The organism is Streptomyces sp. SCSIO ZS0520 (assembly GCF_025643355.1).
GTDB classification, from domain to species: domain Bacteria; phylum Actinomycetota; class Actinomycetes; order Streptomycetales; family Streptomycetaceae; genus Streptomyces; species Streptomyces physcomitrii.
Genome location: NZ_CP092644.1, coordinates 7,646,365 through 7,668,263, shown reverse-complemented (window position 1 = coordinate 7,668,263; position 21,899 = coordinate 7,646,365). Strand labels below are relative to the sequence as shown.

At 72.6% G+C, this 21,899-nt stretch carries 15 protein-coding genes; 9 read left to right on the top strand and 6 right to left on the bottom strand.

What is annotated here, in order from left to right; translation table 11 throughout:
* Positions 1–269 precede the first annotated feature (269 nt).
* On the top strand, positions 270–1,424 hold the full coding sequence (locus MID12_RS31450; protein WP_040255654.1) for an acyl-CoA dehydrogenase family protein: 1,155 nt from the start codon (positions 270–272) through the stop codon (positions 1,422–1,424).
* A gap of 149 nt (positions 1,425–1,573) precedes the next feature.
* Here the strand turns inward: MID12_RS31450 and MID12_RS31445 are convergent, their stop codons facing one another.
* Both MID12_RS31445 and MID12_RS31440 read right to left on the bottom strand, forming a co-directional pair.
* The gene (locus MID12_RS31445) at positions 1,574–2,305 is read right to left on the bottom strand and encodes a TetR family transcriptional regulator (RefSeq protein WP_052482895.1); all 732 of its coding nucleotides are present in this window, start codon (positions 2,303–2,305) and stop codon (positions 1,574–1,576) included.
* A gap of 106 nt (positions 2,306–2,411) precedes the next feature.
* Positions 2,412–3,332, bottom strand: coding sequence for an ROK family protein (locus MID12_RS31440; RefSeq protein WP_263172568.1), 921 nt, complete (start codon positions 3,330–3,332; stop codon positions 2,412–2,414).
* Positions 3,333–3,724: 392 nt separating this feature from the next.
* Here MID12_RS31440 and MID12_RS31435 point away from each other — a divergent pair, with 392 nt between their 5' ends.
* Together MID12_RS31435 and MID12_RS31430 are read left to right on the top strand one after the other, a co-directional pair.
* Positions 3,725–4,756 (top strand): oxygenase MpaB family protein, encoded by a 1,032-nt coding sequence (locus MID12_RS31435; protein WP_263172566.1) that lies wholly within the window; start codon positions 3,725–3,727, stop codon positions 4,754–4,756.
* Between the two features lie 70 nt (positions 4,757–4,826).
* Positions 4,827–7,523, top strand: coding sequence for a SpoIIE family protein phosphatase (locus MID12_RS31430; protein WP_040255649.1), 2,697 nt, complete (start codon positions 4,827–4,829; stop codon positions 7,521–7,523).
* Between the two features lie 25 nt (positions 7,524–7,548).
* Here MID12_RS31430 and MID12_RS31425 read toward each other — a convergent pair whose 3' ends face one another.
* Both MID12_RS31425 and MID12_RS31420 read right to left on the bottom strand, forming a co-directional pair.
* Entirely contained in the window at positions 7,549–8,928 is a 1,380-nt protein-coding gene (locus MID12_RS31425) for a family 43 glycosylhydrolase (RefSeq protein ID WP_263172563.1), read from the bottom strand.
* Positions 8,929–9,339: 411 nt separating this feature from the next.
* Positions 9,340–10,356: a LacI family DNA-binding transcriptional regulator gene (locus MID12_RS31420; protein WP_078845346.1), complete on the bottom strand. Its 1,017-nt coding sequence runs from the start codon at positions 10,354–10,356 to the stop codon at positions 9,340–9,342.
* Positions 10,357–10,505: 149 nt separating this feature from the next.
* Here MID12_RS31420 and MID12_RS31415 point away from each other — a divergent pair, with 149 nt between their 5' ends.
* The 4 genes from MID12_RS31415 to MID12_RS31400 all read left to right on the top strand — a co-directional run bounded on the left by MID12_RS31415 (position 10,506) and on the right by MID12_RS31400 (position 15,632).
* Positions 10,506–12,329, top strand: a complete 1,824-nt coding sequence (locus tag MID12_RS31415; protein ID WP_263172561.1) for a glycoside hydrolase family 2 protein — start codon at positions 10,506–10,508, stop codon at positions 12,327–12,329.
* Positions 12,330–12,403: 74 nt separating this feature from the next.
* Positions 12,404–13,750, top strand: a complete 1,347-nt coding sequence (locus MID12_RS31410; protein ID WP_263172559.1) for an extracellular solute-binding protein — start codon at positions 12,404–12,406, stop codon at positions 13,748–13,750.
* 32 nt (positions 13,751–13,782) lie between these two features.
* Positions 13,783–14,694, top strand: coding sequence for a carbohydrate ABC transporter permease (locus tag MID12_RS31405; protein WP_263172557.1), 912 nt, complete (start codon positions 13,783–13,785; stop codon positions 14,692–14,694).
* On the top strand, positions 14,691–15,632 hold the full coding sequence (locus MID12_RS31400) for a carbohydrate ABC transporter permease (protein WP_263172555.1): 942 nt from the start codon (positions 14,691–14,693) through the stop codon (positions 15,630–15,632). Before MID12_RS31405 ends, MID12_RS31400 begins: the two co-directional genes overlap by 4 nt.
* Positions 15,633–15,758: 126 nt before the next feature.
* Here the strand turns inward: MID12_RS31400 and MID12_RS31395 are convergent, their stop codons facing one another.
* The gene (locus MID12_RS31395; protein ID WP_263172554.1) at positions 15,759–16,868 is read right to left on the bottom strand and encodes an exo-alpha-sialidase; all 1,110 of its coding nucleotides are present in this window, start codon (positions 16,866–16,868) and stop codon (positions 15,759–15,761) included.
* Positions 16,869–17,623: 755 nt separating this feature from the next.
* Between MID12_RS31395 and MID12_RS31390 the strand changes: the two genes are divergently transcribed.
* Entirely contained in the window at positions 17,624–18,589 is a 966-nt protein-coding gene (locus MID12_RS31390; protein ID WP_040255637.1) for a pirin family protein, read from the top strand.
* Between the two features lie 200 nt (positions 18,590–18,789).
* Positions 18,790–20,814 (top strand): family 43 glycosylhydrolase, encoded by a 2,025-nt coding sequence (locus MID12_RS31385; RefSeq protein WP_263172551.1) that lies wholly within the window; start codon positions 18,790–18,792, stop codon positions 20,812–20,814.
* A 76-nt stretch (positions 20,815–20,890) separates the two neighbouring features.
* On the opposite strand, the gene MID12_RS31380 is transcribed toward MID12_RS31385, so the two are convergent.
* Positions 20,891–21,823, bottom strand: a complete 933-nt coding sequence (locus MID12_RS31380) for a 2-hydroxyacid dehydrogenase (RefSeq protein WP_263172549.1) — start codon at positions 21,821–21,823, stop codon at positions 20,891–20,893.
* Between the last annotated feature and the right edge of the window lie 76 nt (positions 21,824–21,899).

Genomic DNA, 21,899 nt, shown 5'->3' with positions numbered 1-21,899 from the left:
CGTGCCTACCCGTAAAGACACTGAGTGCCTTTTTGCTTGTCCAGCACGCCCGAGAGGCGCCTGCGGCACCGCGAAACAGCCGCCGCTCGCACCGGCATCTCGCATCGAGCGTGCACCGCGAGATACGGCGCGAGGCGGGCGCGGAGAGCGGCAGAGGCCGTGCGAGCTGCGCGGCTGCGTCCTCGGCATGCAGTGTGGTCTAGTAGTGGCACTAAGTTCCCCCACAGCTTTCCTGCGGCGCGCAGACGCAGAACGGACTGGAGCAAGCGATGACTGACCCGGCTTTTGATCTGTACCGGCCGTCGGAGGAGCACGAGATGCTCCGGGAGACGGTACGCGCGCTCGCCGAGGCGAAGATCGCGCCGTTCGCCGCGCAGGTGGACGAGGAGGGCCGCTTCCCCCAGGAAGCGCTGGACGCGCTGCTCGGCGCCGACCTGCACGCCGTCCACGTCCCCGAGACCTACGGCGGCGCCGGAGCCGACGCCCTGGCCACCGTCCTGGTCATCGAGGAAGTCGCCCGCGTCTGCGGCTCCTCCTCCCTCATCCCCGCCGTCAACAAACTCGGCTCCATGCCCGTCGTCCTGTCCGGCAGCGAGGAACTCAAGCACACCTACCTCGGCGCCCTGGCCCGCGGCGACGGCATGTTCTCCTACTGCCTGTCCGAACCCGAAGCAGGCTCCGACGCCGCCGGGATGAAGACCCGCGCCGTACGCGACGGCGACCACTGGGTCCTCAACGGCGTCAAGCGCTGGATCACCAACGCCGGCGTCTCCGAGTACTACACCGTCATGGCCGTCACCGACCCCGCCCAGCGCTCCAAGGGCATCTCCGCCTTCGTCGTCGAGAAGGGCGACGAGGGGGTCTCCTTCGGCGCCCCGGAGAAGAAACTCGGCATCAAGGGCTCACCCACCCGCGAGGTCTACCTCGACAACGTCCGCATCCCCGCCTCCCGCATGATCGGCGCCGAGGGCACCGGCTTCGCCACCGCCATGCGCACCCTGGACCACACCCGCGTCACCATCGCCGCCCAGGCCCTCGGCATCGCCCAGGGCGCCCTGGACTACGCCAAGCAGTACGTCACCGAACGCAAGCAGTTCGGCAAGCCCATCGGCGACTTCCAGGGCGTGCAGTTCATGCTCGCCGACATGGCCATGAAACTCGAAGCCGCCCGCCAGCTCACCTACTCCGCCGCCGCCAAGTCCGAACGCGAGGACCGCGACCTCACCTTCCACGGCGCCGCCGCCAAGTGCTTCGCCTCCGACATCGCCATGGACGTCACCGTCGACGCCGTCCAACTCCTCGGCGGCTACGGCTACACCCGCGACTACCCCGTCGAACGCATGATGCGCGACGCCAAGATCACCCAGATCTACGAAGGCACCAACCAGGTCCAGCGCATCGTCATGGCCCGCAACCTGCCCTAACAACCGACCCCAACCCGCCCACCACAGCGGACAGTTGCGGCACAGCACACCGAAGGGCGCCCCGCACCCGCGAGGCGCCCTTCCACATCCGACCGGCCCGCCCCGCCCGGCACTTCACCAACTCAGCGGTAACACAAGGCCGTTGGCGCTCACTCCCCTTGGAGGCCCGCCTCGACCTCCCGTACCACCCGCCACATCGGGGTATGGCGCTTGGTGATGACGACCACCACGTCGTCCTCCTCCTCGGAGCCCGCCGCGCCCGGCGACTGGCCCGAAGTCCAGGCGCCCGCCACGTAGTCGAGCGCGCTGCCGACCATCTCGGCGGCGTCGCCCCTGCCGTCCGTGCGCAGCCAGGCGCGCAGTCCGTGGTTGTGGGCGGCGACCACGGCGGCGGCGATGACCTCGGCGCGCAGGGCGCCGTCGCCGCGGACGGTGAAGCGGTCCCGGAGGTAGGAGGCGAGGGTCCGCTCGTAGCTGCGGACCACGGACAGCTCGTAGACGCGGAGGCCGGGGACCTGTTTGGTGAGCCGGTAGCGCTCCACGGAGAACGTGGGGTTCTCCGCGTACATGCGCATGACGAGCCGGGCGGCGTCGCAGGCCCTCAGGACCGGGTCGTCGGTGTCGGCGCTCGCGTCGAGGAAGGCGGTCATGTCCTTCAGGCAGCGCTCGTGGTCGGGGAAGACCACGTCCTCCTTGGAGGGGAAGTAGCGGAAGAAGGACCGCCGCCCGACCCCGGCCTGGGCGACGATGTCGTCGACGGTGGTCTGCTCGAAGCCGCGCTCCAGGAAGAGATCGAAGGCCGCCGCGATGAGGGCCTCGCGCATGGGGGGTTTGACCGGCGCGGCGGGGGCCTCCTGGCCGGAGTTCTGGGCGTCGCTCATGCCGTGAACGTAGCAGCCCCGCCGCGGCGGGCCGCACACCGTCCGAGGGCCAAGATCCCCGGGCGCTCCGGCACCCCGCGCAGGTCAGCGGTGTGCACGGGGCCGGTCAGGCGGCGGCCGGCGCGCGCAGGTCCTCCGCGCGCAGCGCGGCGCCCAGGCAGCCGACCCGGCCGCCGAGCTTGGCGGCGGTCAGCCGGGGCGGCGGGCGGAAGGTCAGCCGCTCGGCGAGGGCGCCGCGCAGCGGGGCGAAGAACGCGGGCCCCGCCTCGACGAGTTCACCGCCGAGCACGATCCGGTCGAAGTCCACCACCCGGGTCAGCGCGGCAAGACCGTCGGCGAGTGCCTCCAGCGCCTCCTGCCAGATCTCCGCGGCGGTCTCGTCCCCGAGGGCGGCGCGGCGCTGCACCTCCTGGGCGCTGACGCCCGCCTCACCGGTCAGGCAGGTGTAGCGGTCGGCGATCGCGGGAGCGGAGGCCAGGGTCTCCACGCAGCCGCGGTTGCCGCAGGCGCAGCGGGGCCCGCTCGGCCGGACGACGAGGTGCCCGATCTCCCCGGCCCCGCCGCGGTCGCTGCCGAGCGGGCGTCCGCCGAGCATCAGGGCGGCGGCGACCCCCGCGCCCACCGGTACGTAGGCGAAGTTCGCGCAGCCCCGGCCCGCGCCGAGGCGGCTCTCGGCCACGGCACCGGCCCGTACGTCGTGGCCCACCGCGACCGGCAGGCGGATGTGCTCGCCGAGCCAGTCGCCGACCGGCATGTCGTACCAGCCGAGTCCGGCGGCGTAGAGCACCGTGCCGGAGGCCTCGTCCACCAGGCCGGGGACCACGATCCCGGCCGCGACGGCGGGATCGCCCTCCCGCGCGGCACCGGCGGCCAGCCGGTCCGCGCAGTCGAGCACGCTGTCGACGACATCGTCCGGGCCCAGCTCCGGGCGGACCGGCGTCCGGTACGCGTCCAGGACGCGGCCGCTCGCGGCGACCGCCTCGCCGGTGATGCGGCTCCCGCTCACATCGAGGGCAATGACACTCATCGGCACCCCGTTCCCCGGTGCCACCGGAGCACCGTCGGCCCTCGGGCCTGGTGCGCCGGGCGACCGGCTGCGTCGACAACACCGCCCTGGCGCAAAGACGGCGCGATTCTGCTTGAAGTTGATTGATATATAGCGACAGTCGTCACGTATGCGCAAGTGAAGGCGCTCTTTCGAGGTTCCTCGACCGGCCTTCGGACACCCCTCTCGCCAGGCCGGATCCCGCCCGTCGCCCCGCCCGGGCCGTTGCCCCCGCCCGGTTTCCGCCGGATCATCACCGCGGACCGGCCGAGCCGCGGGGGGGGCCGCGGCACCCGGCCGTGTCCTTCCGCGCCCCGGCGCTGTTCCTGCTCTCGGGCACGGCTGAACCCGGCACCCGGACGAAAGGCGGACCGATGAGCGAGAACGGCGGAACGACGGGCGGACCGAAGAGTGCGGCGAAGGACGGGTCGACGAGCGGACCGAAGAGCGGATCGGGGCCCCGGCTCCGCGGCCGGACGCGCGGCCTCCGACCGTGGAGCCGCGACCACTGGCCGCGCCGCATCGCCCTGCTCGACCCGGAGGAGGACTACGAGGAGATCTACCGCATCACCTCCCTGCACGAGTTCCCCTGGGACATGAGCCAGGCGCTCAGCTTCGCCCTCTACCGCACCTACGCGGTGCCGAGCCTCGGCGAACTCCTCGCCACCACAGGGGAGTTCACCCGGCGCACCCGGAAGCGGTACGAGGACACCGCGCTCCTCCTGGAGGCACCGGTCGAGCACGGCGGGGACTCGCCCGAGGGACGCGAGGCGGTGCGCCGCATCAACCGGATGCACCGGGCGTACGACATCCGCGAGGAAGACTTCCGCTATGTGCTCGCCACCTTCGTGGTGGTGCCCAAGCGCTGGCTGGACGACTACGGCCACCGGCCCCTGTCCCCCGCCGAACTGCGCGCCGCCACCCGCTACTACCAGGTGCTCGGGGCGCGGATGGGCATCAAGGACATCCCGGAGAGCTACCAGGAGTTCGAGGAGCTGCTCGACACGTACGAGCGCCGCCACTTCGCGTACAGCGAGGGCGGCCGGGCGGTCTCCGACGCCACCCTGCGCCTGATGCGCTCCTGGTATCCGCGGCCCGTACGCCCCCTGATGGGACTCGCCGCCCGGTGCCTGCTCGACGCACCGCTGCGCGAGGCCTTCCGCTATCCGGCCCCGCCCGCGCCGCTCGGTGCGCTGGTCCGGCGCGGGCTGCGGCTGCGCGGACGGTTCGCCGGGCTGCTGCCCCCGCGCCGCAAGCCGCTGCACATCCGCGAGACGGCCCGGATCCGCGGCTACCCGCACGGCTACGTCCTCGCGGACCTCGGCACCTTCCCCGGCGGCTGCCCCGTACCGCACCAGGATCAGGACGGCCGGGAGCAGCGCCTCCCCGGTGGACCGGCTTCCTGAACCCGGCCGCGGAGCCGGGGGATTCGTGGCAGGTTGGCCCACCTGACGGGGAAGGAGGTAGAAAGAGCGTATGGCCCAACGCGACGGACGCTCCCGCTTGGTTCTGTGGATGCGTACGGTCGCAGGCCAGGTCTTCCTCCTCCAGGCGACGATCGTGGTGCTGCTCGTCGTGGTGGCGCTGGTGACGCTCGTCCTGCACTCGCGGGCGGACAGCGAGCGGGAGGCCCGCAACCGCTCGGTGGCGGTGGCCGAGACCCTCGCCGCCGCCCCCGGTCTGGAGGCGGCCCTCGACAGCCCGGACCCCACGGCCCTGCTCCAGAAGCGGGCCGAGACCGCCCGCAAGCGCTCCGACGTCGACTTCGTCGTGGTGATGAACACCCAGGGCATCCGCTACACCCACCCGCTGCGGGACCGGATCGGGAAGAAGTTCGTCGGCACCATCGAACCGGCGCTCAAGGGGCGGCTGCTCACGGAGAAGGTCGACGGCACCATCGGGCCCCTGGTGCAGGCCGTGGCCCCGGTGAAGGACCCGGACGGCAAGGTCGTCGGACTGGTCTCGGCGGGCGTGACCATCGACCACGTCAGCAGCCATGTGGAGGACCAGCTCCCGGTGCTCCTCGGCTCGGCGGCCGGTGTCCTGCTGCTCACCACCACCGGCACCGCCCTGGTGAGCAGGCGGCTGCGGCGCCAGACACACGGCCTCGGCCCCACCGAGATGGCCCGGATGTACGAGCACCACGACGCGGTGCTGCACTCGGTGCGCGAGGGCGTCCTCATCGTCAGCGGCGACGGCCGGGTCCTGCTCGCCAACGACGAGGCCCGCAGGCTGCTCAGCCTCCCGCGCGATGTCGAGGGGCAGCCCGTCACCGCGCTCGGGCTCAGCGCCCCGACGGCGCGGCTGCTCGCCTCCGGCGAGGAGGCCAGCGACGAGGTCCTGCCGATCGGCGACCGGCTGCTCGCCGTCAACCAGCGCACCACCGAAGAGGCCGGCGGCCCGCCCGGCAGCGTCGCCACCCTGCGGGACACCACCGAACTGCGCGCCCTGACCGGCAGGGCCAATGTCGCCCGCGGCCGCCTGAAGCTGCTCTACGACGCCGGGACCGAGATCGGCACCACCCTGGACGTGACCCGCACCTGCGAGGAGCTGACCGAGTTCGCCGCCGGGCGCTTCGCCGACTACGCCACGGTGGACCTCGTCGAGACCGTGCTGCGCGGCGAGGAGCCCACCAGCACCGGCGCCGGTCAGGACATGCGCCGCACCGCGCTCAGCGGCCCGGAGAAGACCGCCCTGTATCCGCTCGGGCACACCGTGCACTTCGCGGCGCGCACCCCCATGGACTCCGGGCTCGGCCGCGGGGCCGCGGTCCTCGACACCGACCTGGCCGCCTACTCCGGCTGGCAGCGCCAGGACCCGGCCCGGGCCGAGGAACTCGTCGCGCACGGCATGCACTCGATGATCGCGGTGCCGCTGCGCGCCCGGGGCGTCATCCTCGGCATGGCGATGTTCTGGCGCGCCGGGGGCTACGAGCCCTTCGAGGAGGAGGACCTCTCCCTCGCCGAGGAACTCGTCGCCCGGGCGGCGGTGAGCATCGACAACGCCCGCCGCTACTCCCGCGAGCACACCATGGCGGTCACCCTGCAGCGCAGCCTCCTGCCGCGCACCCTGCCCGCCCAGGACGCCCTCGACGTCGCCTACCGCTACCGGCCCGCGCAGGCCGGGCTCGGCGGTCTCGGCGGGGTGGGCGGCGACTGGTTCGACATCATCCCGCTGCCGGGGGCGCGCGTCGCCCTGGTCGTCGGCGACGTGGTGGGGCACGGGCTGCACGCGGCCGCCACCATGGGACGGCTGCGCACCGCCGTGCACAACTTCTCCAGCCTGGACCTGCCGCCGGACGAACTCCTGTGGCACCTGGACGAGTTGGTCACCCGTATCGACCAGGACGAGAGCGGCGAGAGCGGCGACCTCGCCGTCACGGGGGCCACCTGCATCTACGCGATCTACGACCCGGTGGCGGGCCGGTGCACCATCGCCAGGGCCGGCCATCTGCAGCCGGTGGCCGTGCACCCCGACGGCCGCGCCGAGACCCTCGACGTCCCCGGCGGCCCGCCGCTCGGCCTCGGCGGGATGCCCTTCGAGACTCTTGAGCTGCCGCTCGCCGAGGGCAGCCGCCTGGTCCTGTACACCGACGGGCTGGTCGAGAACCGCAGCGAAGACATCGACGAGCGCCTGGAGTTGCTGCGCCGCACCCTCCAGCGGTACGCGGCGAGCACCCCGGAGGACACCTGCGAGCAGGTGCTGCGCACCATGGTCCCGCAGCAGCCGCGCGACGACATCGCCCTCCTGGTGGGCCGCACCCGCGTCCTCGGCCCCGACCAGGTGGCCCAGTGGGACGTCCCGGCGGACCCCTCCGAGGTGCGGCAGCTGCGGGCCGCGGTGGTGGCGAAGCTGGGCGAGTGGGGGCTCGACGAGGAGGCGGTCACCACCGAGCTGATCCTCAGCGAACTCGTCACCAACGCCATCCGCTACGCCGAGGGCCCGATCCAGGTACGGCTGATCCGCGACCGCGAGCTGATCTGCGAGGTCTCCGACCACAGCAGCACCTCCCCGCACCTGCGGCAGGCGGCGACCACCGACGAGGGCGGCCGGGGCCTGTTCCTCGTCGCCCAGTTCGCCGAGCGCTGGGGCACCCGCTACACGGCGACCGGCAAGGTCATCTGGACCGAGCAGCCGCTGCCCGCCGCGGCACGGACCGTCGGGCCGCGCTGAGGCGGCCCGGCGGCGGGCGCGGTCCTCAGGCGACCTCGGCGCTGTCGAGTTCGGTGAAGAAGGCGCCCTTGCCGAGGCGCAGGGTGTTCCAGCCCTCGCGCAGGTCCACCGGCACCGCGACGGTGCGCCAGTTGTCCCAGCCGGTGTACGGGTAGGCCACCTCCCCGGCGGCGGCGCCGTTGACGGTGAGCGTGTGGGAGGCGGCCGTCTGCGCCGAGCCGTCGAGGGAGCCGTTCCCGTACCGCACGGTCAGTGTGTGCGCTCCGGCGGTCGGCACGAAGACCGAGAACTCGACGTAGCTGTCCGCGAAGTCGATCTTCCCGACCGCCTTGCCGTCCAGCGCCCCGGTCGCCGCGCGCACCACGGCGTTGTGCACCGTGGCGTTCTCCGCCTGGTAGAGCACCTTGCTGCCGTTCACCACCGGATAGCCGTTCGCCCAGCCCAGGTCGGCGGCGTACAGCGCGCGGCGGCTGTGGTCGGCGCTCCAGCCGTGGAAGAGGATGCGGTCGCGGCCGTCCGGACCCGCCACCACGTCCTGGCCGCCGGGTCCGATGACCGTCCCGCCGAAGGTGTCCGTGGTCATCAGCGGGTTGGCGGCCTTGGTGTACGGGCCCTCCAGGGCGGGGGCGACCGCGTAACTGGTCTTGTAGCGCTCGTCCGCGTAGGAGTCGGCCGAGTAGAAGAGGACGTAGTGGCCGTCGCGCTTGACCAGGGTGGGCGCCTCGATCACATTGCCCTCCCAGGCGCGGTCCTGCCGGATCAGCCGGACGGCGCCGCCGGTGGTGGCCGTGCCGTCCGCGGAGACCGCCTGCAGATGCAGCCAGGTGTCCAGGGCGCAGCAGTTGCCGTCGTTCTTCCACAGCAGGTAGCGCCGGCCGCCCTCGGTGTACGAGGCGGGGTCGATCGCGCCGCCGTCGGCCGCCGGGCAGACCAGCGGGCCGCTGCCCACCGGCTGGAAGGGGCCGCTCGCCGAGGCGGCGGTGGCGACGCCGATGCACTGCTTGTCGCTCGCCTGGTCGCGGGCCACGTACCACATGGTGAACCCGGCGCCGTTGTCGAAGACCTCCGGCGCCCAGACGAGGCCGCGGTCCGGGCGCGCCCAGGCGCCGAGGGCGGGCAGCACGTCCGCGGCGCCGTACGTCCAGGAGCCGAGGTTCGCGGAGGTGGCGTGCTGGATGTTCTTGCCCTCGCCGTTGGTGGCGTAGGCGTGGTAGGTGCCGCCCTCCTTGACCACGTCCGGGTCGGGGAAGTTGCGGTCCAGGACCGGCCCGGGGGCGGCGGCAGCGGCCGGGCTCCCGGTCAGGCCGACGAGTCCGACGAGGAGGAGGGCGAGGGCGGCGAGGAGCGCGGCCGGTCTGCTGGTACGCAGACGGGCGGTACGGGAGCGGGTACGGGTGGGCGGCATGCGGATCCCTTCCAAGGTTGCCGAGGCGTACTCGAAGCGAACTGGTCAGGGTGCGGAGAACTCGGGGAGCGCTGAGCACTCGGGAGCGCCGCGGGGGCGCTGCGCGCTGCGGAAGTGCAGAGGGTGCGACGGGTGCGGCAGAAGAACATCGAGCCGATTTACATCGATGTAACTGCTACCGAAGGTAGGAAGACATGAGCGGACTGTCAATGGATGAGCCGGAGAAGGCACCGAAGGCAGGAGAAGCCGCAGATGACGGAGATAGCAGGGACAGCGGGGATGACGGGAGATGACGGAGATGACGGAGATGACGGGAACAGGAGGCAACGGGAGGGACAGCGGGCATGGCGGAGAAGCCGGAAAGGGGCCGACTCCCTTGCGACGGTGGGCAGTACGCGCCCCGCGCCCGCCTCAGCCGCCGGAGCTCTCCCGCACGATGAGGCGGTACCCGGCGACATGGTGCGAGGGGCCGGACTCCCGGTCCGGGCGCTCGATGCGGTCGAGCAGCAGGTCCACCGCGGCGCGCGCGATGCCCTCCTTGTCCGGGGCGATGGTGCTGATGGTCGGGATGGTGAAGCGGGCGGCCTCGATGTCGTCGAAGCCGACCACGTCGAGGGCGCCCGGCACCGGCAGCCCGTGCTCGTACAGCGCGCGCACCGCGCCGAGGGCCAGGTGGTCGTTGAGGCAGAGCAGCGCGTCCGGCGGTTCGGGCCGCTCGGCCAGGGCGCGGGCGGCGCGAGCGCCGTCCAGCCAGTGGAAGGCGTCGACCGGGACCACGAGCCCGCTGTCGAAGGGCACCCCGGCCGCCCGGAGCGCCTCGCGGTAGCCGAGGGTGCGCAGCCGGTCGGTGCCCTGGCGCCCGCGCAGCGCCCCGCCGACGACGGCGATCCGGCGGCGGCCGCGGGCGAGCAGGTGCGCGGTGGCCTCCCGGGCCGCCGCGACGTTGTCGATCCCGACGTGGTCCAGGGTGCCGTCCCCGTGCCGCTCGCCGAGGAGGACGACGGGCAGGTGCGGGGCGCGCTCGGCCAGGTCGCGGGCGGTCAGGGTGAGCGCGCTGAGCACCACGCCGTCGGTGATCTGCGCCTCGAAGCCGCTCAGGGCGGCCAGTTCGCGGTCCCGACGGCCGTCGGTCTGGTGGAGCAGCACGGTGCAGCCGCGGCGTTCGGCCGCCGTCATCACATGCTTGGCCAGTTCGGAGAAGTAGGCGACGTCGAGTTCGGGGACCGCGAGGGTGATCATCCCGGTGCGCCCGCGCCGCAGTTGGCGGCCCGCGAGGTTGACCCGGTAGCCGAGGGCCTCGATGGACTCGCGCACCGCCGCCCGGGTCGCGGGGGCGACGTGCTCGTAGTCGTTGAGCACATTGGACACGGTTTTGGGTGAGACGCCCGCGTGTGCCGCGACGTCCTTGATCCTGACCCTTGCCGCCACTCTCGCCCTCCTCAGCTGCGGTGATCGTACCCAGCGTGACGGCGGGGCCGTTCGGCGGGGCCGACTGCGTCCAGGGTATTTACATCGATGTAACCACGTGGTGGCATGGGCCCGCCGCACCCTTCGCACCCGTACGAAGCGAGGAGCAGATGAGCTCTCCCCTGCCCGAGGACCTGCCGCGTCCGGAGCACCCCCGCCCGCAGTTCGTCCGTGCCGACTGGCTGAACCTCAACGGCACCTGGGAGTTCGAGATCGACCGTGCCGACTCCGGTCTGGAACGCGGGCTGCGGGAAAGAGAGTTGAGCGGCACCATCACCGTGCCGTTCTGCCCCGAGTCGGAGCTGTCCGGGATCGCGGACACCGACTTCATGGAGGCCGTCTGGTACCGCCGCCGGTTCACCGTCCCGGCCGAGTGGGGTAGTTCGCGCGTACTGCTGCACTTCCAGGCCGTGGACCACGACACCACGGTCTGGGTCAACGGCACCGAAGTCGCCCGCCACCGGGGCGGGTTCACCCCCTTCACCGCCGATCTCGGCGGGGTCGCGGAACCCGGCGAGGAGGCCGTCGTGGTCGTCCGCGCCCGGGACAGCAGGCACGGGCCGCAGGCCCGCGGCAAGCAGGCGACCTGGTACGCCAACACGCACTGCCACTACACCCGCACCACCGGCATCTGGCAGACGGTGTGGCTGGAGGCGGTGCCCCGCGCCGCCCGCCTCAAGCGCCCCCGCCTCACCCCGGACCTCGGCTCGGGCTCCCTCTACGTCGAACTCCCGGTGACCGCCAACCTGCCCGGCCACCGGGTGCGGGCCGTGCTCGGCGAGGAGGGCACCGAGCTGGTGCGCGCCGAGGCCCGGGCCGACCTCGACCTGTGCCCGCGGCTGGCCCTGGCGCTCCCGCCGGAGCGGGTCCGGCCCTGGAGCCCCGCGGACCCGCACCTGTACGAGCTGCGCCTCCAACTCCTGGACGCCGAGGGCGAGGTGGTCGACGACGTGGTCTCGTACGCGGGGCTGCGCTCGGTCGCCCTGCGCGGCAAGCAGGTGCTGCTCAACGGGGAGCCGGTGTTCCAGCGGCTGGTACTGGACCAGGGCTACTACCCGGACGGCCTGATGACCGCGCCCACCGAGGACGCCCTGGTGCGGGACATCGAACTCGGCCTGGAGGCGGGCTTCAACGGGGCCCGGCTGCACCAGAAGGTCTTCGAGGAGCGGTACTTGTACCACGCGGACCGCCTCGGCTACCTGGTCTGGGGCGAGTTCGGGGACTGGGGCTGCGAGACCGGGCAGCGCGACGACAACCAGCAGCCGGACGCCTCGTACCCCGCGCAGTGGCTGGAGGCGCTGGAGCGCGACCACTCACATCCCGCGATCATCGGCTGGTGCCCGCTCAACGAGACCTATCAGCGGCTGCACGACCGGATCACCCGGCTCGACGACGTGACCCGGGCCATGTTCCTCGCCACCAAGGCGGCCGATCCCACCCGGCCGGTGATCGACGCCTCCGGCTACGCGCACCGGATCGCGGAGACCGACGTCTACGACGCGCACTGCTACGAGCAGGACCCCGAGGTCTTCGGCAAGCTCATGGACGGACTCGCCGAGGACACCCCCTACGTCAACACCGGCCCACAGCAGACCACTTGGTCGCTGCCCTACCGCGGACAGCCCTATTTCTGCAGCGAGTTCGGCGGCATCTGGTGGGACCCGGCGGCCGCCGCCGAGGCCGCGGGCGACGAGAGCGACAGCTCCTGGGGGTACGGCGAACGGCCGCGCACCGAAGGGGAGTTCGTCTCCCGTTTCACCGGTCTGGTGGATGTGCTCCTGGACGACCCGCACATGTTCGGCTACTGCTACACCCAGCTCACCGACGTCTTCCAGGAACGCAACGGCGTCTACCGCTTCGACCGCTCCGAGAAGGTCGACACCCGCGCGCTGCGAGCGGCGCAGCAGCGGGCCGCCGCCTTCGAACGCCCCTGAAGCCCCACCGATCCGCCACCTCACCTCCCCTTCCTGCAAGGGGACTTCGCCCCTATCCGACCTCAGGAGGGCTCATGAGTGCACTCCCTTCGGGCCCGGGAGAACCCGCGCGCACCTCCCGGCGCCGCCTGCTCACCGCGTCCCTGGCCTCCGCCGGGGCACTGCTCACCGGCGGCTCGCTCAGCGGCTGCGGCGCCGCGCTCGCCTCGGACGAGGGCACGGTGCGGCTGTGGGACCTGTTCAGCGGCGCCGACGGCGGGCTGTTCAACGAGATGCGGGACGCCGCCCGCAAGGACATGCCCGGCACCCGCCTGGAGCGCACCGTCCTCGAATGGGGCACCCCCTACTACACCAAGCTGGCCATGGCCTCGGCGGGCGGCCGCGGCCCCGACCTCGCGGTCTGCCATGTCTCCCGGCTCGCGGGCTACGCGCCGACCGGGCTGCTCGACCCCTGGGACACGGCGGAGCTGGCCGCGTACGGCGTGCGCCGCGAGGACTTCTCCGAGGCGGTGTGGGGCCGCACCCAGTACCAGGACCGCCTGTACGCGGTCCCCCTGGACACCCACCCCTTCATCGTCTTCTACCACCCCGAACCCGCCGCGAAGGCAGGGCTGTTGACCTCTGACGGCGCCCTGGACACCGAGGCCTTCTCCTCCCCGGAGCGCTTCCTCGCCGCGGGGCGGGAGCTGGCGAAGGCCTCCGGGAAACAGGGCATCGCCTTCGGCTACGTCAACGACCCCTCCCAGGGCTGGCGGCTCTTCTACGGCCTGTACCGGCAGACCGGCGGGCGCCTCGCGCTGCCCGAGGGCGGCCCCGCCGAGATCGACGAGGACCGGATGGCCGAGGTCATCGCCTTCATGGCCAAGCTGGTCGACGGCCGCGCCAACCCCAAGAGCCTCGACTACTTCTCGGGGATCGCCTCCTTCACCAACAAGCAGACCGCGATGACCCTCTCCGGCGACTGGGAGCTGGCCACCTACCGGGCGGCCGACAAGAAGGTGGGCGCCGCCTCCTTCCCGACCGTCTTCGGCACCCCCGCGGTCTACGCCGACTCGCACGCCTTCGTGCTGCCCCGCCGCCCCGACGCCGACAAGGGCCGTCGCGAACGCACCCACCGGGCCGTGGCCGCCCTGCTCAAGGCCTCGCGGGTGTGGGCGACGGCCGGGCACATCCCCGCGTACCGGCCGGTCACCCGCACCGGGGCCTACGCCAAGCTCCAGCCCCAGGCGCACTACCTGGCGGCGCAGGAGCATGTGGTCCTCGACCCCTCGGCCTGGTTCGCCGGTGCCGGATCGGACTTCCAGAACGCCATGTCGCAGGTGCTCCAGCAGGCCCTGCTCGACGGTCTGGCCCCGGACCGCGCGGCCCGCGCCATGGTGCGGCGCCTCAACTCCTTCCTCTCCAAGCCCAGTCCGGCCTGAGGGCCGGTCCGCCCCGCGCAGGAGGCACGACGATGTCCTCTCCCCCCGCTTCGGCGCGCACCGGCTCCCGGCCGGCCCGCCGCACCCTTCCGCCGGGTCTGCTCTTCGCCCTGCCCTTCCTGGTGCTCTTCGGCCTCTTCATGGTCTGGCCGATGGTGCAGGGGCTGTGGATGAGCCTGACGGACGCCTCCCTGTCGGCGCACGACCCCTCCTTCATCGGCCTGGACAACTTCCGGGAGGCGCTGGGCGACGAGGAGATGTGGCGCTCGCTCGGGCACACCCTGCTGTTCACCCTCTTCTCCACGGTCCCTCTGGTGGCGGTGGCGCTCGGCATGGCGCTGCTCGTGCACACCGGTCTGCCCGGCCAGTGGGTGTGGCGGCTCGCCTTCTTCGCGCCCTATCTGCTGCCGGTCGGCGTGGTGAGCCTGCTGTGGCTCTGGCTCTACCAGCCCGATCTCGGCCTGTACAACCACCTCCTCGGCGCGGTCGGCCTGGACGGGGTGGCCTGGCTGAGCGACGAGTCGGTGGCGATGTGGGCGATCGTGCTCGCGACCCTGTGGTGGACGGTGGGCTTCAACTTCCTGCTCTACCTCGCCGCCCTCCAGGCCATCCCGGACCACCTCTACGAGGCCGCCGCCATCGACGGCGCCGGTGCCTGGCGCCGCCTATGGTCGATCACCCTGCCCCAGCTCAGCCGGATGACCGGGGTGATCACGGTGCTGCAGATCCTCGCCTCGCTGAAGGTCTTCGACCAGGTGTACCTGCTCACCAAGGGCGGCCCGAACAACTCCACCCGCCCGGTCATCGAGTACCTCTACGACGTGGGCTTCACCGGCTACCGCCTGGGCTACGCCTCCGCGATCAGCTACCTCTTCTTCGCCCTCGTCCTCCTCGCCTCCGCCGCGCAGTTCGCGGTCCTCCGCCGCCGGGAGAAGCAGTCATGACCACCACGCATCCGCCCCTGCACGGCACCGGCGAGACCACCGCGGCGGCCCCCGCGCGCCGCCGCCCGGCGCGCGGGACCGAGCCGTACGCACGCCGCTCGCTGACCCTCGGGCAGAGCCGCCTGGCCCGGGTGCTCGCGTTCGCCGCCCTGCTGCTCTTCACCTCGACCTGGCTGCTGCCGCTCGGCTGGGGCGTGCTGACCGCCCTCAAGTCCGAGCAGGACGCCAGCGATCCGGAGCACTGGCTCTGGCCGCGCTCGGGTTTCACCCTCGACCGGTTCTCCGAGGTGATCAGCCGGGGCGACCTGCCGCTGTGGATGTTCAACAGCTTCGCCATCGCCACCGCGGTCACCGTGCTCACCGTCGCGGTCTCGGCGATGGCCGGGTACGCCTTCTCCCGGACGCTGTTCCGGGGCCGCCGGGTGCTGTTCGCCCTCACCGTGGCCGCGGTGCTCGTCCCCCCGCAGCTGCTCATCGTGCCCTGGTTCCGGCAGATGATCACCCTCGGCATCGCCGACACCTATGCCGCGGTGATCCTGCCGCAGACGGTGGCGCCGGTGATGGTCTTCATCCTGAAGAAGCATTTCGACTCGCTGCCGCGGGAGTTGGAGGAGGCCGCGCGGATCGACGGCGCGGGCCACTGGCGCATCTTCTGGTCGGTGCTGCTGCCGCTCTCCCGGCCCATGCTGGCCGCCGTCGCGGTCTTCGTCTTCATCGGCGCCTGGAACAACTTCCTGTGGCCCTTCGTCTCCACCTCCGACCCGAATCTGATGACCCTGCCGGTCGGCATCACGGCGGTGAAGAACGCCTACGGGGTGCAGTACGCGCAGACCATGGCGACCGCGATGCTGGCCGCACTGCCCCTGGTCCTGGTCTTCCTCTTCTTCCAGCGGCAGATCGTGAAGTCGGTGGCCACCACGGGTCTCGGCGGTCAGTGAGGCCGCTGCCCCACTGCGGTGGGGGGGGCAAGAGGGTGGCTCAACTCCCGTGTGCCGGGCCCGCCTTCACACCACATCGTGGGTGAAGACGGGCCCGGCGGTCGGGGAGCGCCCGTCAACTGCCGCTCAGCTGGCGCCGGTCGCGAAGTAGGGCTTGCAGACGCCGCCGTCCCAGTCGGTGGCGACCTCCAGGACCTGCGCGCCGTCGGCCGAAGGCAGCAGCGCGGAACTGTAGTTGGGGCAGAAGTCGACCGTGGTGAAGCTGACGGCGACCGGAGCGGCGATCTCCCGCCAGGCGCCGTTGCCCGAGGCGCTGTTGGTCCACACGGTCTTGCCGCTCCCGGCGGCCACCGAGCCGTCGCGGTTGTACATGACCTGCCCGACGAGCAGCAACTTCCCCTGGGGATTGCCCGGTTCGGGCGCCCAGGCGACGGTCGGGGCGTGCTTGAAGTACTTGCCGTCGGCGGTCTCCGGCCGGATCCCCAGATCGGTCGGGCTGCCCCAGTTCCAGCCGTCCGGCGAGGTCCGGTATTGCACGACGCAGGCGTACTGCCCGGCCGCCGCGCAGATCTCGTAGCTCATGAAGTACGTACCGCTGGGCAGCCTGCGCACCACGGCCATGCCGGGCCGGTCCGAGTTCAGTCCGCTCGCGAGGGTGTCGTGGTGCCCCGTCCAGGTGAGGCCGTCCGAGGTGCGCGCCGCGACCAGTTTCTGGCTGTGCACCCCGTCCGTCTCGTCCGAGTAGTGGCAGACCAGGTTGCCCTCGGCGTCGACGGAGAACTCCGGTTCCCACAGGCCGCGGTCGTTGGGCGCCGCGGCGACCGTGGACAGGTACTGCCAGCTGCGGCCGATGTCGTTGCTGCGGAAGACCCTGATCGCCATTCTGCGCCCGGGCTCGTCCTGACCGACGGAGGCCGACCAGAGCAGGGTTCCGGCGGGCAACTCGCCCACCTGCTGCGGCAGTTCGTACAGCGTCGAGCAGCACAGGCCCTGCCCGCCCGCGGCCTCCGGATCGGCGACGGCACCGACCTGCGCGAAGCTCGCGCCGCCGTCGGTGCTCTCGTGGATCGCGCCGAGTCCGTTGTTGCCCTGGAAGGTGACCACGGAGGCGAGGACGCGCCCGTTGGCCGAGCCGCTGTGCTCCAGGCGGATCGCGCGCGGGTACAGGCCGGTGTCCGTACGCAGCGGGGTGCCGGTCGCGGCTGCGGCGGGCGGAATCTGCCCGAGCAGCAGCACGGACAGCAGGGCGAGGAAGCCGAGGGAGCGCAGAGACCTCAGGGAATTCCGCCACTGGGGTCGATGAGACGAGTGGGATCTGTGGGAACTGGGATATCTGAGGGATCTGAGAGTTCCGAGGGAGAGAAATCCGTACTGCACGTGCCCTCCAGTCGATGGAAAAGTCGATGGAAAGAACGCTGACGGCCCCCGCCGTACAGAAGCTGAAAGTAAGGGTTCCGTGCAACGTTGTACAGAGTGCGGTCCTCCGCATTTGCACGGGGGTCTCGGGCGGAGACCGGGCCGGCGCGGGACGTCAACTCCACGTCAGGGGGCGGCACTCGGGTCCGTACCTGCACAGGGCACGGACCCCTGCGACGAGTCGCCGAATCCCGGTCGCGTAAGGGGAATCGGCTCCCCGACCGTTGACACTTCTTTCGCCTCGGTGGGACCTTCCTAGAACACGGGCGAAAACCTGTCACGCCGTCAGCCCCCACCGTGCACACCCTCGCCCGCGCATTTCCCGCGCCCTTTCCGGCTGCGGCTTTCCCTGTTCCGGCTGCGGCTTTCCGCTGTGCGTCGCGCGTCGCTGCTCACGGTCGCGTGCCGCTGGGCATGCGTTGCGGGCCGCACCTCACGCGTCGGCCCCTGCGAGTCGGCCCGCGCATCGGACCTGGCGCGAGGAGCGCGAGCCCCCGAGCCGCACCCTGTTGCGCCCCCTCCCCGAACGGGGCGCCGAACCCCGCGCACCGGACCGGCAGCACTACCTTGGGCCCATGAGCAACCTTGAACGCCAGGCCGTACCGAGCACCTGCGGTGGACGGGGCTTCGTCGTCGCCGAGCCGGTACGCGAGTTGCTGAGCCCGCGCGCGGTGAAGCTCGGCGAGTCCACCGAGGTCCGCAGGCTGCTGCCCAACCTCGGCCGCCGCATGATCGGCGCCTGGGCCTTCGTCGACCACTACGGCCCCGACGACATCGCGGACGAGCCGGGCATGCAGGTTCCGCCGCACCCGCACATCGGCCTGCAGACGGTCAGCTGGCTGCACGAGGGCGAGGTGCTCCACCGCGACTCCACCGGCAGCCTCCAGACGATCCGGCCGCGCGAACTGGGCCTGATGACCTCGGGACGCGCGATCAGCCACTCCGAGGAGAGCCCCCGGTCGCACGCCCGCTATCTGCACGGCGCCCAGCTCTGGGTGGCCCTGCCGGACTCCGACCGCCACACCGAGCCGAAGTTCGAGCACCACGCCGAGCTGCCCGTGGTCACCGCCCCGGGCCTGCGGGCCACCGTCCTCCTCGGCGAACTCGACGGCGCCGCCTCACCCGGCACCACCTACACCCCGCTCGTCGGCGCGGACCTCGCCCTCGCGGCAGGCGCCGAGGCCCGCCTCCCGCTGGTCCCCGACTTCGAGTACGGCGTGCTGTGCATGTCCGGCGAGACCTTCGTGGACGGCGTTCCCGTCACCCCCGGTTCGATGCTCTACCTCGGCTGCGGCCGGGACGCCCTCGACCTGCGCGCCGGCTCCGACAGCGGGCTCATGCTGCTCGGCGGCGAGCCCTTCGAGGAGGAGCTGATCATGTGGTGGAACTTCGTCGGCCGCTCCCAGGAGGAGATCCAGCAGGCCCGCGAGGACTGGATGACCGGCTCCCGCTTCGGCGAGGTGAAGGGCTACGACGGCGCACCGCTGCCTGCTCCGGAGCTGCCGGGCGTACCGCTGAAGCGGCGGGGAAGGGTGCGCTGAGCAGGAGAAGCGCCGCTCGCCGTTCGAGGTTCCGCGGCGCCTGCGCCGTACTCCCCGCTCCGGGCCCGACCGGCCTGCCCTGACGGCTCGTTCCCGCGCGGGGCCGGGTGACGCGATCCGGTCCGGTGTCTTGACCCCGGCCCGGCGCTGCCCCTAACTTGCGCTGAAATCGATTTCTCGGGTGGATGGCGGAGGAGAACATGCGAGTGAAGCGCGCCGCGGTCGCCGGGCTGGCCCTGCTCACCCTGTCGCTCGCCCTCGGGGCGGGCCCCGCCGACGCCGGGGGGACGCGCTCCGCCGACGCGCGGGAGGACCTCACCTGGGTGGGCGCGGGGCCGGTCCGGAAGGTCTACGACACCTCCGGCGAGACCCCCTCCCGCTACCTCAACGACCACGCGGTGATCAAGGGCCCCGACGGCACCTGGCACATGTACGGCATCACCGGCGAGGAGGCACCGCCGGGGCAGGCGCCCGACTCCAGCGGCGAGGACACCTTCGCCCATGCGACCGCGCCGAGCCTGAAGGGCCCGTGGACCACCCGGGAGCCGGTGCTCACCGTCGACCCCGACTACGGCGAGGACCACCTCTGGGCCCCGCACGTGATCGAGCACGAGGGCACGTACTACATGTTCTACTCGGGCGGCGGCGGGGACCGGGACGCCACCATCAACCTCGCCACCTCCAAGGACCTCTCGCACTGGACCCGGATCCCCTCCGGCCCGCTCTTCCGCGACGGCTGGGTGGCCCGCGACCCCTTCGTCACCCGCGTCGGCGACCACTGGGTGATGTACTACACGGCCACCGCGACCCCCGAGGGCGGCAGCCACATCGTGGCCTACCGCACCAGCGAGGACCTGGTGCACTGGAGCGAGCGGGGGACCGCCTTCACGGACACCACCGCGAAGGAGAACTCCGCCCCGGTGACCGAGTCCCCGTTCGTGGTGCACCGCGGCGACTGGTGGTACCTGTTCACCGGCCCGCGCGGCGACGGCTATGTGGGCACCGACGTCTTCCGCAGCAAGGACCCCACGCGCTTCGCCCTCGACGGCTACGCGGGCCATCTGCCCGCGCACGCACCCGAGATCGTCCAGGACGGCGAGGACTGGTGGGCCACCCACAGCGGCTGGTTCCAGGACGGCCTCCATCTCGCCCCGCTGCACTGGCGCTCCACTCCCCCGCTCTGGCAGGGCCCGCAGAACCCGTCCTCGGTACGGGGCGCCGACGGGCGGCTGCAGGTCTTCGCCCGCGAAGCCGAGGGACCGGGTCTGCGCCGACGTGTCCAGACCGCCCCGAACGGCGGCTGGGGCCCCTGGGAGAAGTTCGGGGACACCCTCGCCACGGTGCCCACTTCTGCGCGTAACGCCGACGGCACCCTCGAACTCTTCGCCGTCGAGGACGACGGCACCCTGCTCCACCGCCGCACCTCCCCCGGCGGCGACTGGGGCCCCTGGCGCGCCCTCGGCGGACGCGCGGGCGCCGCGCCGACGGTGGTGAAGGCGGCGGACGGCCGACTGGAGATGTTCGGGATCGCCCCCGGCGGCGCACAGTTGACCCACCGCCGGCAGCTCTCCCCGGGCGGCGACTGGGGCCCGGAGGAGCGCTTCGGCGGCCCGGCGGCCAGCCCGCCCGCGGCGGCAGCCGACGCCGAGGGACGGCTGCACGTGTTCTTCGTCGAGCGGGGCGGCGCCCGCGTCTCCCACCGGAACCAGAGCGCGCCGGGCGGCAGTTGGGGCGACTGGCGGGAGTTCGGCGGCCCGGCCGGCGGGCGCCCGGTGGTGGCCGCGAACGCCGACGGCCGACTGGAGGTCTTCCTGCTCGGCCCCTACGGCGACAAGATCGCCAACCGGCACCAGACCGCGCCCGGCGGCGACTGGAGCGCGTGGTCGGACTTCGGCACCTTCGCCGGTGGCGCCCCGGCCGTGACCCGCAACGCGGACGGCCGACTGGAGGTCTTCGCGGTCGGCCCCGGCAACGACTACCTGTCGCACCGCTGGCAGACCGCGCCCTCGGGCGGCTGGAGCACCTGGGAGACCTTCGGCGGACCCGCGCAGTGCGCCCCGACCCCGGTGACCGAGGCGGACGGCCGGATCACCGTCCTCGCCATGGAACCGGAGGGCGCCGGGCTCTCCAGCCGTACGCAGACCGCCCCGTCGAGCGGCTGGGCGGACTGGCAGCGCTTCTCCGCCGAACCGGTGGGCGGCACGGCCTGCGCCTCGGCGAGCTGAGGGGGCCGGGCGCGCTCGGCGGCGGGGAGGGGCAGCACGCGGAACGGCCCGCGTGCTGCCCCTTCCCGCCCCCGCCTCACTCCTCGCCGACGGGGTTCAGCAGTGCCGCTCCTTGGGCCCACCGGCGGACCTGTTCCCCGATCAGCTTCTCCGCCCGCGGCCGGAAGGAGGCCGAACCGCCCGCCACATGAGGGGTGATCAGCACACCCGGCGCCCTGCGCAGCGGGTGGGCGGCGGGCAGCGGCTCCGGGTCGGTGACGTCGAGAGCGGCGCGCAGCCGGCCCGACCCCACCTCGGTGAGCAGGGCCCCGGTGTCCAGGGTGGCCCCGCGGCCGACGTTGACGACGAGGGCGCCGTCCGGCAGCGCGGCCAGTTCCTCCGCGCCGAGCAGCCCGGTGGTGGCCGGGGTCTGCGGCAGGACCAGGGCCGCGATGTCGACCTCCCGCAGGACGGCCGGGAGTTCGGAGACCGGGTGGACGTCCTCGGCGGGCCGGGGGCGCCGGGCCACCCGCACCACCTCGGCCTCGCAGGCGAGCAGCCGGGACTCCAGGGCCCTGCCGATGGAGCCGTACCCGATGATCGCGACCCGGCTGTCGGCGAGGGAGCGGGTGAAGTGCGGGGCCCAGCGGCCCGCGTGCTGGTCGGCCGCCCAGCGGGGCAGTTCGCGCTGGGCGGCGAGGATCAGGGCGAGGGCGTGCTCGGCGGTGGAGGCGTCGTGCAGTCCGCGGCCGTTGTGCAGGGCGACCCCGGCGGGCAGCAGGGGCCGCAGCTTCTCCACCCCCGCGCTCAGCGACTGGACGGCCCGCAGCCCGGGCAGCCGCGGCAGCAGCCGGTGCGCGTCCGGTACGGCGTAGGGCATCACCCACAGGCCGACCGAGTCGAGCGCCCGCTGCGGCAGGGCGGGCTCCCCCGCGCCGCCGTCCCAGACCCGCACCTCGATCCCCGGCGGCCAGGGGCCGAGCCGCCGGTCGAGACCCTCCCAGGGGACCAGGACACCGTTCGCGTTCATCGCTGCTCCTTTTGACGGCGGAGTCCGCCCGGGGCGGGCGGCACCCATTGACCCGGCAGACACGCACTCGTAACGT